The organism is Streptomyces sp. NPDC004609 (assembly GCF_042873655.1).
Lineage (GTDB): Bacteria > Actinomycetota > Actinomycetes > Streptomycetales > Streptomycetaceae > Streptomyces.
Genome location: NZ_JBIALS010000007.1, coordinates 126942 through 141834 on the forward strand (window position 1 = coordinate 126942; position 14893 = coordinate 141834).

6 protein-coding genes are annotated in these 14893 nt (G+C 68.4%); 5 read left to right on the plus strand and 1 reads right to left on the minus strand.

Annotation, left to right across the window (positions count from 1 at the left end):
* Window positions 1-107: 107 nt before the first annotated feature.
* Complete coding sequence (locus tag ACFYT4_RS09625; protein WP_389266970.1) at window positions 108-551, minus strand: hypothetical protein; 444 nt, start codon at window positions 549-551, stop codon at window positions 108-110.
* 259 nt (window positions 552-810) lie between these two features.
* On the opposite strand from ACFYT4_RS09625, the gene ACFYT4_RS09630 reads away from it, so the two are divergent.
* The 5 genes from ACFYT4_RS09630 to ACFYT4_RS09650 all read left to right on the plus strand — a co-directional run bounded on the left by ACFYT4_RS09630 (window position 811) and on the right by ACFYT4_RS09650 (window position 14834).
* The gene (locus tag ACFYT4_RS09630) at window positions 811-1482 is read left to right on the plus strand and encodes a DUF2867 domain-containing protein (RefSeq protein WP_389266971.1); all 672 of its coding nucleotides are present in this window, start codon (window positions 811-813) and stop codon (window positions 1480-1482) included.
* A gap of 497 nt (window positions 1483-1979) precedes the next feature.
* A complete protein-coding gene (locus ACFYT4_RS09635) occupies window positions 1980-3470 on the plus strand; it encodes a VCBS repeat-containing protein (protein ID WP_389267114.1) in 1491 nt (496 codons plus the stop codon).
* A gap of 60 nt (window positions 3471-3530) precedes the next feature.
* Window positions 3531-7211: a LamG domain-containing protein gene (locus ACFYT4_RS09640; RefSeq protein WP_389266972.1), complete on the plus strand. Its 3681-nt coding sequence runs from the start codon at window positions 3531-3533 to the stop codon at window positions 7209-7211.
* Window positions 7212-7293: 82 nt separating this feature from the next.
* A complete protein-coding gene (locus ACFYT4_RS09645; protein ID WP_389266973.1) occupies window positions 7294-14328 on the plus strand; it encodes a polymorphic toxin-type HINT domain-containing protein in 7035 nt (2344 codons plus the stop codon).
* Window positions 14328-14834, plus strand: coding sequence for an SUKH-3 domain-containing protein (locus tag ACFYT4_RS09650; protein WP_389266974.1), 507 nt, complete (start codon window positions 14328-14330; stop codon window positions 14832-14834). The genes ACFYT4_RS09645 and ACFYT4_RS09650 overlap by 1 nt, the downstream gene beginning before the upstream one ends.
* Window positions 14835-14893 lie beyond the last annotated feature (59 nt).

The window sequence follows — 14893 nt, forward strand, 5'->3', positions numbered from 1 at the left end:
CCCTTCCCCCGGCTCGGTCCGCAACCGCTCGATCTCGGCGGGGACTTCCCGGGGGCACCGGTAACCATCATGGCCGGTACCGGTCCGGCCGTGAACGTCACACCTGGTCAGTAGGCATAGAGCGAGCCCGGTTCGGCCGTGATTTCACCGCGCAGCAGGCTGAGGAACAGGTCCGCGAACCTCAGCAGCGACTTCGTGTCCAGGTCGTCGTTGAAGGACTCCTGCTCACCGCCGGTTCCGAACGCGTTCACGACACTCTTGGGGATCGCGGGAGCCCACCGCGTCAGCCGCTGTCGAACCAGTTCCGACAGGGCGAGAACGGTGGCGACACGGTCGGGATCGAGTCCCAGGTGTTCGTCCAGGCGAGGAGAGATGCACCCCATGAACCCGGCGGTTGCCTGAATCTCCCAGTCGTCCCGGGCTTCATCGAGCCATGCGGGGCGGTCGACGACATCGGCCGCTTCCTTGGACAGCAGGTAGATCCACACCTCCGCCTGGAAGTCACGCGACCAGAACCCGGACTCGCGGTACTCCATATAGGAACCACCCATGGGGCCAATAGACCACCTGTGTCACGAGCCCCGGGAGTCTTCGGGAGATATGGCCGAAGCCTTTCTTGGAACAGCCGAAACCAGAATCAACTGACCACGTTCGCTTGGGATACCGCTTCTCAAAGAGCAGCCCGCCCGGCACTGGCGACGGATGGCGGACTCCGCCGCGCCGCGCCGGGTCCGGAGCCCGTCTATACGGTGCCGTATAGACGGGTGTCGGCCTTGATCTATACGGCATCGTATAGATAGGGGCCTGACCGTGAGACTCCCCCTGACCGCGCACACCTCCCGCCCCTGGCGGATCCACGAGATCGCCGGCGACTTCCGGGTCGAGGACGTGTGGGAGATACCGACACCAGGTGGTCCCGACGACCTCGTCCACCTGGCGAACCAGTTCGCGAACGGCAACAACACCCATGTCTCCTCCCCGGTCTCGCGATTCCTCTTCGCGGTCCGCTGGAAGCTCGGGGAGCTGCTCGGCTGGGACAAGCCGGACGCCGGGCTCGGGTCCCGGGTGCCTTCGCTGCGGGACCGGCTGCCCGCGGACCTCCGCGAGAGGCTCCGGGGGCCGGACCTCCTCACGGTTCCGTTCGCCTCCGTCTATCTGACGCGTGACGAGTGGGTCGCGGAGAGCGCCAACCGCATCGTGCAGGCGGCCATGCGCATCGGCTGGGTTCCCGACGGAGCCGGCGGCTACCGTGGCCAGATGGCCGTCCTGGTCAAGCCCAACGGGACGCTCGGCTCCGTGTGCATGGCAGGCATCAAGCCCTTCCGGTATCTGGGGGTGTACCCGGCGCTGCTCCGGTCGATTGGCCGCGAATGGCAGGCAGACGCCGACAAGCGGGCCGCTGACAAGAAGGCCGCCGACGAGGGGTCTGTCGACAAGGGGTCCGCAGGTGGAAGAGCCGTCGGCGAAGGCACCGCCGGTTGACCGGACCGGGCGGGACGAATCGCCGGAGTGGCCGGTGGAAGCCGTAGACGTGACCCCGTCGGTGTCCCGCCTGCTCCCGTCCCGCCTGACTGTTGTTCCTCCCCGTCCGCCCAGGCCGCGTCAGCCGAGAGGCGTGGGAGCCCAGACCCCCGACCGGACGGACTCCGGTGTCCAGGCGGCGGAGCTTCGCGGAGGCGGAGCCTCGTCGCCGAGGCGTTCTCGGACATGGTGGGTCTCCGCTCCACTCATCGCCGGAGGGTGCGTTCCGAGGTCGGTTCGGGGCGGCGGCAGCCCCGGACCGCGCACGGCTGACGGACGATCAATCAGTTGTGAACGAAACGTAGGCGCGTGACGCCTGATCCGAAAGTATGTCCGAATTTCAGTCTTGCTGGGTGGTCACCCAAACCCTTAGATGATCCGTACATCGGTCCATATCGGGGGGCGACATCATGTCGAGACCGGCGAGTTGGCGTCGCGAAGCCACACGCTTGACCGCAGTGGTCGTGCTGGCGGCGGCCATGGGCCTATCCGGCGCCGTGTCGGCAGCGGCTGCCGGATGTCTGGGCGGAGTTGATGCGGACTTCAACGGTGATGGACTGCGTGACACGGCCATAGCCGACCCCGAGGCGACAGTCTCGGGCCAGCAGCGTGCGGGACTGATCCGTGTGGTGCTCGGCGGTGGCAAAGGTGTGGTCGAAGTCTCGCAGGACATGCCGAATGTGTCGGACGGCGCCGAGGCGGGCGACAGGTTCGGGTTCTCCTTCGCGGTCTACGACGCCGATCTGGATGGCTGCAGTGACCTGGCCGTGGGCATCCCTTACGAGGATGTGGACACCGGTGAGGACGCGGGCCTGGTGCACCTCGTCTACGGTTCGACCCTCGGCATCGGAGTGGGGAAGAAGGACGTGGGGTTCGGGCAGGGCGCTTCCCGCCTTCTGCATGAGGTTCCTGAGAATGGCGACCTCGTGGGCTACTCGGTGGCTACTACGGTCTCGGCCACCGGGCACCCGTACCTGATCATCGGCACACCTGGCGAGGATCTGCCGTCCGGGCCCGACACCGGGTTGGTGAACGCCGTTCAGTCGGCCGCGCTCGACGTCGCGACGATCACCCAGGACAGCCCCGGGGTCTGGGAGAGCGCCGAAGCCCACGACCGGTTCGGCTTCTCGGTTGCCGCAGCCGGCAACTGGTTCACCGTCGGCGTACCGGGTGAGTCGATCGGCCTGGCGAGGGGCGCGGGAGCCATCTCGGTCTTCAAGACCTCGATCGACATCAGCGGAATCCCCGCCCCGGCCTGGGGTTCGGGACAGGCCCGCAACGGCGTCGGGGACAGCTTTGCCGAGGCGGGAGACGGCTACGGCACATCCGTGGCAATGGCCGCACACCGTACGACGACAACGACACCACCTGGGGATGCGCTGATCGCGGTCGGCGTGCCCGGTGAGGATCTCGGCGCGCTCGCCGACGCGGGAGGCATCCAGATCGGGCAGGTGACCTGGGACAGCCGCGCGGTGTGGCACTCCTGGATCACCCAGGACTCGGCGGACATGGAGGCTGTCGCGGAGACAGGTGACCGCTTCGGCCAGAGCGTCGTCGCGGTGAACACCTCCCCGACGGTGGTCGGCACCGCGGCGACGATGCGCGTCGCGGCGGGCGCTCCGGGAGAGGACTCCGGCACGGGCGTGACGGATGTCGGCGGTGTGGGCCTGCTGCCCCTGCTGGGCGCACCCGGGGCAAGTGACGTCTGGCTGGAGGCGGGTGACGGCATCCCCGCGGAACCGGCAGATCATCTGCTGGCGGGACTGAATCTCGGAACCACCGGCAGTTCGGCTCTGCTGGTGGGGCTCCCGTATGCGAAGACCGGCGACCGCGCGGTTCATTCCTACGCGTGGACGACCGGTAGCGGCGGAAGCCCGACACAGACCTGGAAGCCCGGCCAAGGCGGCATCCCGGCGGACAACGTCGCCTTCGGCACCGCGATCCGGTAGCTCGTCCCCGAGGGGACCCGGCGGACGAACCCACACACCAACAGGGCGGGGAACACAGCAGTGTCGAAGGGGACGAGGCACCGTCGCGCCTGGACGGCGACAAGTGTCATCGGCGCGGTCATCGCGCTCCTGGTCACAGGGGCGCACTACGGCGACGGCGACGGCGATGGCGGGGAGCGGGTTCGGAGCCCGCGGATCGCGGAGGCCGCACAGGCCCGTCTGAAGGCGGCGGTCGCCAACGGGCTGCTGACCGAGGCCGCGGCCCAGGCCGCAGCGTCGGAGGCCGGCCAGCCGGTGGAGGTCACCGGCCTGCGCGAGGAACGTCGCACCGTGGTGGCGAACGGCGACGGTACCTTCACCGCGAAGGAGTTCCTCGAACCCGTCCGCTCCTTCCGCAACGCCGAGTGGAAGCCGATCGACACCAACCTGGCCAAGTCCCCGGACGGGAAGTGGCGGCCCCTGGCCACCGCGGTGAATCTGGAGGTGTCGGGCGGGGGGACGGGTCCCTTCGCCGCAGTGGAGAGGGCCGGCCGCGAGTTCGCCCTGACCTGGCCGGGCGGTCCGCTTCCCGTTCCTGCCGTGAGCGGTGACACGGCGACGTATGCCGACGTCATGCCGGGTGTGGACCTGGTGGTACGCGCCGAGGCGGAAGGTTTCGGGCACTTCATCGTCATCAAGACGTCGGACGCCGCCGCAAACCCCGAGGTGGCCCGCATCGAACTGGGACTGCGTACGGACGCGCTCGCCGTGCAGGAAACACCCTCGGGGGATCTGCAGGCAGTCGACACCCAGTCCCGGGGCGTGGTCTTCGAGGCCGCGGAGCCCGTCATGTGGGACACACCCGCAGCCTTACCACCGCGAGTCCGGCCCGAGGCCGCCGCGCCCGGCGGCTCCCTGCTGTCGCCCGACCCCGCCGCCGCCGTCGCCCCGGTCGGGATGACGGTCGGCACCGACAGCCTCACGCTCACTCCCGATCCGCGACTCCTGGCAGCCCCCGCAGCGTTCCCTATCGTCATCGACCCGACGGTGACGAGCCCCAGCTCGGCCTGGACCTCGGTCATCAAGGGCATGCCGACCGAACAGAACTGGAAGTTCACCACTCCGGCGGGCATGGGCAAGTGCCCCACCGACTACAGCGCCGCGTCCTGCCAGGGCATCGACACCCGCCGGTTGATGTACACGATCCCTCTGACGGCCTACCGGACGAACATGACGATCCTGGAGGCCACGTTTTCGACCCGAGTGGCCCATATCTACAGCGCCACGCCCACTGCCGAGCCCGTGCGGCTGTTCCGGGTCGGGGGCAAGGACTTCGGCGTCACCTCCGCCAGCAACTGGAGCAATACCAGCGCGCTGTGGGACACGCCCCTGTCGACCGTCGACAAGGCGATCTCACCCACATCGTGCAGCAGCCCGGCGAACCTCCATTTCGAGTCGGCGGCGGCCGGGGCGCTGGCCCAGGACGTGCAGGCCGCGGTCAGGGCCGGCTGGTCGCGGATGACGTTCGGGCTGCGCGCGGCCGACGAGAGCCGGTTCGCCGAGTGGAAGCGCATGTGTGGCAACGCGTACCTCTCGGTGACGTACAACCGCCCACCGGCCACGCTGACGGCGGCCAAGCTGTCGAGCAACCCCGGCGGCGCGTGCAACACCACTGCCGCGGGGGTGCGGGTCAACCGGCTGCCCAAACTGTATGCCCAGCCCACCGACCCGGATCACAGTACTCGCGAGGCCGAGCCGGTGAAGGTCGAGTACAAGATCTTCTGGAACGACGGGGGCGGCATCGCCCAGACGTACTCGTACACCACGGGGATGCGCTCGCCGGGTGCGACGTTCCAGCATCAGGTGACGGCGCCCAGGGGGAAGGCCATCCAGGAGAACGCCGTGGTCGGCTGGGCTGCTCGGGTCAGTGACGGGGTGGTGTGGAGCGCCTGGAGTCCGACCTGCCGTTTCGTGGTCGACAAGAACGTCCCGGGCGCTCCCTTGGTGAACTCCCCGCAGTTCCCCTCCGAGAAGGACGGGGCCGGAGTGGGCAGCACGGGCGACTTCACCTTCTCGCCGAACACCGAGGACGGATTCGACGACGCCGTCGTCAAGTACGTGTACGACTTCGACACCGACGACCAGCCGGCCGCCACCGTGCAACCGGTACGCGCGGGAGACCCGGTGACCGTCCGCTGGACGCCGCAGCTCCGCGTCGGGCACAAGCTGTTCGTCACGGCCTACGACAGCGCCAACAACCCCAGTACTCCGGTCACCTATCTGTTCACCGCCGTCGAAGGACAGCCGGCCGCAGGCCAGTGGAGCCTGTCCGACGGAGCCCAGGCAGCCGTGGCCCGCGACGAGTCCGGGAACCATCCGGCGCGGATCGGGCCCGCGATCCGGCGCGACACCGCGGGGAACGGGACGGAGGCCGACCGGGTGATGGATCTGAACGGGACCCCGGACTCCTACCTGGAAACGGACGCGCCGGTCGTCGGTACGGACAGCGGCTTCTCGGTCAGCGCATGGGTCAAGCCGGATGTGCTGGACCGGGACATGACCGTCGTCAGCCAGAACGGAACCGGTGAGCCCGGCTTCCGGCTCGGCTATCGAGCGAGCGGGAAGACCTGGGAGTTCGCACTGGCGACGGCCGATGTCCAGGCGATGGGCGAGACCACGCTCGTCGCGACCGGGACCCGCACCTGCCCGGGTGTCACGGCCCCGCAGGTGGTCTGCGCAGGCGAATGGCGTCATATAGCGGGGGTCTACGACCCGGGCGCCACCAAGCCGCTCAGGCTCTACATCGACGGCGAACTCCAGGCCGAGGCCGCCCAGCCCTCCCCGTGGCACGCGCACGGCACGTTTCAGATGGGACGGGTCCGGGCCAAGACCGGCTACCACGGTCACTGGGACGGGCAACTCGCCGACGTCCGTGCCTACAACCGGGTGACGCCCGCCGACGAGGTCTCCAAGATGGTGGTCGGCAAGCTGAGTCGCCTCGGGTACTGGCCGCTCGACACGGTCGGCGGCACCTCCTTCCCCGCACTCGGCGGTGGGCAGGCCCTGGTCATGGGAGGTGGCGCCGAGTACTACCGGGAGACAGATCTGGACGTGCTCGTCGGGAACTTCCTGATGATCACTCAGAACGCGGCGGGCCAGCAGATCGGCGGCGGGCGCATGCTGCTGAAGGACAGCGGCTACGCGGCCACCGCGACCGCTCCGCTGCCCGGGACCGGGAGCTTCTCCGTCACCGCACGGGTCCGGCTCTCCAGCGATACGGCCACCACCCGCCAAGCCGTACTCGCCCTCCCCGGGGACACCACCAACCGCTTCGTGGTGCGCTTCACCGCCTCCGAAGGAGGGCTGCCCGGCCACTGGGAACTGGTCGTCCCCAGGGAAGCCGGCTCGGAGACCCCGGCCGCGGTGGCCCGCGCCTACGCGGACGGCAGCCCGCACGAGGGACACGGACAGTTCGTCACCGTGACCTATGACGCGCTGACACAGCGGCTGAGCCTCTACGTGGACGGGGCCGCGGCCGAACCCCGACCCGGCGCCTCCCCACCGGTGTCCGGGCATGTCGACGGGGTCGCGATGACCTGGCCGGCGACAGGCGGCCTCCAGGTCGGCAGGGCCCGCACGGGAGCGGGCAGCTGGGGGGACTACCTCTCAGGTGACGTGGACGACGTCCGGATCTACAACGGCGTCCTCGACAGGAGCACGATCGAGCGGCTTCGGGACAACCACGCCAAGCCCGCGCTCTAGCAGCATCACCCGGCCGCCGCCCCCGGCGGCCGGGACCCCAGGGATGTTCCCCGTCCTCACTTCGCTTCCTCCGGGAGTCTCCATGTCTGCCCGAACCACCCGTCCGGGTCTCTTACGCGGCCGCAGAGCGTTCGCCGTGGTCGCTCTGACACTGTCGACCGTCCTCATGGCGACGACCGTGCAGGCGGCGGCCGTCCCGGAAGCGGCGAAGCCGTTCTCGGCCGACAAGCCCACGTTCGACGCCCCCGCGAAGGGCCGGCCGTCAGCGGCGAAGCCCCGGCCCGTCGACACCACGAAGAAGGCGGCGGTTGCCGCCCTCGATCCGGCGCGCTGGCCGGGAGCGGGCAGCGCGACCGCCGAGGTGACGGCCAAGGGCGGGAAGGCCGAACCGGGCGGACTCCCCGTCACCCTGGCCGCACCCGCCGCTGAGGCTCGTGCTGCCCTGAAGACAAAGAAGGCCCCCGCCGCCAAGCAGGCCCCCGCGGCGACGAAGGTGCGCGTCGAGGTCATGGACCGCGACCGCGCGTTCGCCCTCGGTACGACCGCGCTCCTGAAAGTCAGCCACGCCGACGCCACGGCCGGGACGGCCCGGACCCGGCTCAGCGTCGACTACACGAGCTTCGCCGAGGGCCACGGCGGCGACTTCGGCGCCCGGCTGACCCTCTACCGGCTGCCCGCCTGTGCCCTGACCGCCACACCCGGATCCAGGGCATGCCCGCAGCGGCCCGTCCGACTCCCGTCGGTGAACAACACCGAGACCAAGACCCTCTCCGCCGATGTTCCGGTCACGCGCGCGGCCTCGGCTCCGCTCCTGGCCGTGGCGTCCACGGCCACCTCGTCCCAGGGCAGCTACAGCGCCACCCCGCTCGCTCCCTCGGCCTCCTGGAACGTCTCACCGTCCTCTGGCGGCTTCTCCTGGTCGTATCCCATGCGGCTGGTACCCACCCCCGGCGGCCAGGTGCCGTCGGTCGGGCTCTCCTACTCGTCGCAGAGTGCCGACGGCAAGACCGCCATCACCAACAACCAGGGCTCCTGGGTGGGTGAGTCGTTCTCGTACGAACCCGGCTTCATCGAGCGCCAGTACAAGCCGTGCGCCGACGACGGGCACCCGAACTCGGGCGAGATGTGCTGGGCCCACGACAATGCCACGATCATGCTCAACGGTTCGTCCGGGCAGCTGATCAAGGACAACACCACCGGTGCCTGGCACATGACCGGCGACAACGGATGGAAGATCGAGAAGCTCACCGGCGCGGTCAACGGCGATGACAACGGAGAGCACTGGAAGGTCACCGCCGACGGCAGCGAGTACTACTTCGGCCTCAACCGCCGTCCCGGCTGGCGAGCCGACAACCCCGACACCACCGCGAAGACCGACCCGGACCCGGAGACCCGCTCCGCCTGGACCGTCCCCGTCACCGGCGACGACAGCGGGGACGCGTGCTACAAACCGGTGTTCGCGGACGCCTGGTGTCAGCAGGCCTGGCGGTGGAACCTGGACTACGTCAAGGACGTCCACAGCAACACCATCTCCTACCTCTATGGCAAGGAACTCAACGCCTACGCCCGCGGCGGCAGGACCGATGTGGCCGGCACCACCTACACCCGCGGTGGCTACCTCCAGCGCATCGAGTACGGGCAGAAGCACAACGCGGTGTTCACCGAGGCCGCTCCGGCGCGCGTCCTGTTCACCACGGACGAACGGTGCGAGGTCACCGCGGTCTTCGACTGCGCCCCGTCGAAATGGACCTCCGCCAACACCGCGCGCTGGCCCGACACCCCCTTCGACCGCTACTGCGCGGTCGGAGCCAGGTGCACGCTGACCCAGGCGTCACCGTCCTTCTTCACCCGCAAGAAGCTGACCGCCGTCACCACGCAGATGCGCACCGGTCCGACCACGACCACCCCGACCGGCACCAGCACCCCGTACGCCGATGTCGACGCCTGGCACCTCAAGCACCTGTTCACCGACAACGGCGACGACTCCAAGACACTGTGGCTGTCCGAGATCCAGCACGAGGGCAAGGGCAACGGCGGCAGCATCAGACTGCCCTCCGTACAGCTGATCGGCCGGACGCTGGCCAACCGAGTCGACGCGATCGGCAACAATCTCTCGCCGATCAAGCGGTTCCGGCTGTACACGGTGCTCAGTGAGTCCGGCGCGCAGCTGGATGTCTCGTACCAGCCGGCCGACTGCGCCGCCGGATTACTTCCGAGCCCCGGCAATTCGGTCAAACGCTGCTATCCAGTGGTCTGGGCCCCGCCAGGACACCTGGACCCCATCACGGACTGGTTCCACAAATACGTGGTCGCCTCGGTGCAGCAGTCCGACCGCACCGGTCTGAGCGACCCGATGGTCACCCGGTACGAGTACCTCGGCGACGCCGCCTGGCGGAAGGCCAAGCCCGACGGAATCACCCAGCCGAGGTTCCTGACCTGGAGCCAGTGGCAGGGCTACGGCAAGGCCAGGGTCACCTCCGGCGACGGCCAGAACCAGCCCTCACGGGTCGACTACACCTATCTCCAGGGCATGCACGGCGACCCCAAACCCGGCGGCGGAGTCCGCACGGAGTCCGTCGTCGACTCCAGCGGCGTCAGCCACACCGGTCTGGAGGAGTACGCCGGCTTCGAACTGGAGACGGCCGCGTACAGCGGCGGCGCCATCGTCTCGAAGACGATCTCCACCCCCTGGCAACGGACCACCGCCACCCAGACCCGCACCTGGGACGGCACCCAGGTCGTCAACAAGGCGACCGTCGTACGCACCGAGACGACCCGCGGCTTCACGGCCCTGTCCAACGGCACCTGGCGCGAGTCCAGGACGATCACCGGATTCGCCACCGCCCCCGGCGTCGTCGGGCGCACCGAACTGGTCAACGACCTGGGCGACGTCTCCACCACGGACGACGACCGGTGCACCCGCACCTGGTACGCCGACAATCCGGCCCTCAATCTGCTCAGTCTGTCCGAGCGGAGTGAGACCGTCTCCGTGGCGTGCGGTGTCACCCCCGACAGGAAGACCCAGGTCCTGACCGACCAGCGCACCAGTTACGACGGCCATGCCCTGGGGGTCGCGCCCACCCGGGGGCTCGCCACCAGGACGGAGCGGCTGAAGGCCCACGACGGCACCACGGCCACGTACCAGATCACCGGCACCACCACGTACGACGGCTACGGGCGGCCCCTCGCCCAGACGGACACCCCGGCGGGGGCGACCACCACCCTCGCCTACACCGAGTCCAACGGACTGATCTCCAAGGTCACGTCCAGGAACCAGCTCACCCACCTGACCACCACCGAGTACGAGCCCGCGTGGGGCCAGGCCAAAGCGCAGATCGACCCCAACAGCCGCCGCACCGACCTGGAGTTCGACGCGCTGGGCCGGCTCACCTCCGTCTGGCTGCCCGACCGGCACAAGGGCGCGGTCAGCCCGAGCCTGAAGTACGGCTACTTCATCCGGCAGGACGACGTCTCCGCCATCAAGACGGAGAAGATCGGGAGTACTGGTATCTACGGCGTAGCCGAGTACCAGCTCTTCGACGCACTGCTGCGCCCGCGCCAGCACCAGACCGAAGGCCCCCACGGCACGCGGATGGTGGCGGACACCTGGTACAACGGCCTCGGCAAGGTCGCCAAGACGAACGCCACCTACAACGCGCTCGGCGCGCCGTCGGACAAGCTCATGGCCGTGTCGGACGGTGACGTCGGCGCGCAGACCCGGAATCTCCACGACGGCCTGGGGCGTCCCACCGCCGAGATCTTCGCCATCTCCGGACATGAGCAGTGGCGCACCACCACCTCGTACGACTCGACGAGCGAGGGCGACCGGGTCCACACCGACCCGCCCCAGGGCGGCGTCCCGACCACCGCCATCAGCAACCCGGCCGGCCGGCTGACCGAGCTGCGCCACTTCGACGGACCTTCACCGGTCACGACCGGACCGCTCGGCGAGCACACCGCGACCAAGTACACCTACCGGCCCGCCGGTGAGGTGGCGACGGTCAAGGACGCGCAGAACAACGTCTGGTCGTACGAGTACGACCAGCTCGGCCGCAGGACCAAGACCGTCGACCCCGACGCGGGCACGTCCACCACCACCTACGACGACGCCGACCGCCCGGTCACCGAGACCGACGGCCGCGGCGACAAGATCACCACGACCTACGACGTGCTCAGCCGCCCCCAGGCCACCTACTCCGGTGAGGGCACCACCGGCACCAAGCTCACCGAGACGCTCTACGACAAGGCCGGAGTGCTGGGACACCCGTACGCGTCCCTCCGCTACGTCAACGCCACGGAGTACTTCGGCTCGTTCATCACGCAGATCGATATGCTCTACCGCCCCACTGTGACGGCGATCTCCGTGCCCGCCTCGGAGGGGCCGGGCCTCAAGGGCCTGTACGCCTTCACCACCAACTACAACAGGGACGGCACCGTCGCCTCCCAGGGCATGCCGGGTGTCGGCGGCCTGCCGACCGAGGCTTTGATCACCCATTACGACGAGTTGCAGCGCCCCGTCAGCATGTCCGGCGACACATCCAACTACGTCACCAACACGGTCTGGACACCCACGAGCCAGCTGTCCACCCTCACACTGAACGGTGGCGCCAAGCAGTCCGAGCAGCACTTCTTCTACGAGAAGGGCACGGACCGCGTCACCCGTCAGCTCGTCACCGTCGACGGCCTGGGCAGGGCCGCGAAGGACGTCAAGACCTCGTACGACCAGGCCGGTAACGTCCTCTCGATCGCCGACACGGCGGACACCGCTTCCACGGCCGTCACGGACGTGCAGTGCTTCGCCTACGACGGACAGAAGCGGCTGTCCGAGGTCTGGACCCCGGCGGCCACCGCGGCCACGGCGGCCGGGTCCGGCACGGTCGGCATGGCGACGCCCGAGTACAACGGCAGCAAACCCAGCGCCTGCGCCGCCGCACCCGGCGCGAGCCCCCTCGGCGGACCGGCTCCGTACTGGACGTCGTACACCATCGACAAGATCGGCAACCGCACGAAGGAAGTCCGCCACGACACCGGCCTCGCCGCCGCCAAGAACGTCACCCGCACCTATGCCTACGCGGACGCGAACGAGAACGGCATCCCCAAGGAGCCCGGCGACGGCGGCCCCCACGCGGTCACCAAGGTCACCGAGCAGACCCAGACCGGCCCCCAGGTTTCGAAGTACGCCTACGACAACGCCGGAAACACCACCCGGCGGACCACTGGTGGTGACACCCAGAGCCTCACCTGGAACGCCGAGGGCAAGGTCGCCAAGATCACCGAGCCGGACGACCCCACCACCCCGAACGAGAACGAGGCCACCGAGACCACCTTCCTGTACGACGCGAACGGCAACCGCCTCAGGCGCAAGGACCCCACCGGCACCACGATCTACCTCCCCGGCACCGAACTCCGTCTCCCGACCGGCGCCACCACCCCGCAGGGCACGCGTTACTACACCCACGCCGGAAAGACCGTCGCCGTACGCACCTCCGGCAACAAGGTCAGCTACCTCGCCTCGGACCACCACGGCACAGGCGACCTGGCGATCGACTCCACCACCGGCGCTGTCACCCAGCGCCGCCTGGATCCGTACGGCAACCCGCGCACCGGCAACACCGGGGTCTGGCCGGGCCACAAGGGCTTCGTCGGCGGAACGATCGACGAATCCACCGGTCTGACGAACCTGGGTGCGCGTCAATACGACCCCGCCCTGGGCAAATTCATCTCCGTCGACCCGGTCATCGACGTCACCAACCCGCAGCAGATGAACGCGTACGCGTACGCCAACAACACGCCGGTGACGCTGGCCGACCCGTCGGGCCTGTACGCCGGGTTCTGCGTGACCCTGGAATGCGCCATCGGCACGACCCAGGACGAGAAGAAGAACTCGACGCCGACGGGAAAGGCGGCGAACAAGGCAAGCAAGGATGTCGCCCGGGCATCGGCCTCCCACAACAAGGCCAGGCAGAAGGTCGTCAACGCCGGCAAGAAGCTCGCCAAGATCCTCATGGACGAGCTCGGCGTCACCGCCGCACTGGACTGCATATCCAGCGGCGACGCCGCCGCCTGCGGCGAAACCCTCCTCAACATCGCGGGGAGCTTCGCCGGCGGCCTGGCAGGAAAGCTGCTCGCGAAATACGGAGCCCCCTGGAAATGGAACGACGCCGCGAAGCTGGCCAAGCGCGTGGGCGGCCTCCTCGACGACCTGGTCACCGGAGTCAAGGAAGTCTGGGACACCTCCAAGACGCTCAACAAAGCCAGAGACAAGCTGGCCGCGGCCGAGGCCAAGTACAAGAAGACGGCGAAGCAAGCGGAGGCAGGCTGCGCGACCAAACACAGCTTCCTTCCCGGCACCCGGGTCCTCCTCGCCGACGGCTCCACCAAACCGATCGAGAAAGTCAGAACCGGCGACAGGATCATCACGACCGATCCCGGAACCGGGAAGGAGGTCGTCCGCGAAGTCGTCGGCACGATCGTCACCGAGGACGACAAGGAATTCGTCGAACTCACCATGACCGACGACGGCAGGACCTCGTCCCTGATCTCCACCACGACCCACCCGTTCTGGGTCGAGTCCGAACAGGACTGGATCGACGCCGGCGACCTCAAGCCGGGCACGCGCCTCACGACCCCCGACGGCGCAACGGCGGTGCTGGACGACACCCGCTCCTTCGAAAAGCGCCAGCGCACACACGACCTCACGATCGCGAACCTGCACGCGTATTATGTGCTGGCGGGGGCCACACCGGTCCTGGTCCACAACTGCGGTGAGGTATCCCTCGAAGCACAGGCCGATGCGGGCGAGATTCGGGGAAGCGACTTCGCCGCCGAATATGAATCTCGGAGCGGCCATGTCTACCGATCGGACAACAAGGAGCCTGTCACCGCTCCGGATGAAATGGCGGAGATCTTCGAGCAGCAGGCCCACCCGATGAACGGTGGATGTGCGGAGACGCAGTGCCTGAGCAAGGCGTATGCAAGAGAAGGTGAACCGGGTATCCGAGGCGGGAACATGACTACGGTGCATGTGAGCGATACGCCCAAGGGTGACCACGGTGCTCCTGCCACCCCGTGCAAGGCGTGCCGCCGAGTGATGGACAGCTTGGGGGTGAATTACTAGTGAGCGGCGAACCGGCGGATTTCACCTCCCGATTGAACCCGGCAACGGTTTCCGCCCTGCGGCAGGCTGGCTGGTACCCCGGGCGACACCTCGACGTGTCCTCCGACATCCAGTCTCTGGAGACACAGGGGTACATCCCGAGCCCATTGGCAACCGCCTTCCTCGAATCGTTCCGAGGTCTGAAGATTGGGCCGGCCCGTGAGGACGGCCCCAACTTCATCAACGGCGAACCGTTCTTCGTCGATGCCGTGGGAGCTGGCGGCAGGCATCAGGACGAATCCTCGGCGATCGGCTCAGCCCTCGGCGGTTCGTGGTTTCCCGTCGGCTGGTGGCTCAGCTATTCGCATGTCTTCATGCGGCCGGACGGGGCTGTGGCCGCTTACGCGAACGGCCTGATCTGGAGCATCGGAAGCACACCCTACGAGGGCTTGGACCTTATGGTGAGCGCGGATCGCCCGTTGATCTGCGTTCATGCGCCCGAGGGGATGAAGCCGTGGCCCAAGTAGGGCTCAGGTGCCCGTCGGGAAGTGCGGATGAGCCATCAGCCAGAACAAAGTCCGAGGAG

Excerpts from the sequence above, each read along its gene's own strand:
- ACFYT4_RS09645 (WP_389266973.1), top strand. The coding sequence starts at position 7,294 with ATGTCTGCCCGAACCACCCGTCCGGGTCTCTTACGCGGCCGCAGAGCG.
- ACFYT4_RS09625 (WP_389266970.1), bottom strand. The coding sequence starts at position 551 with ATGGGTGGTTCCTATATGGAGTACCGCGAGTCCGGGTTCTGGTCGCGT.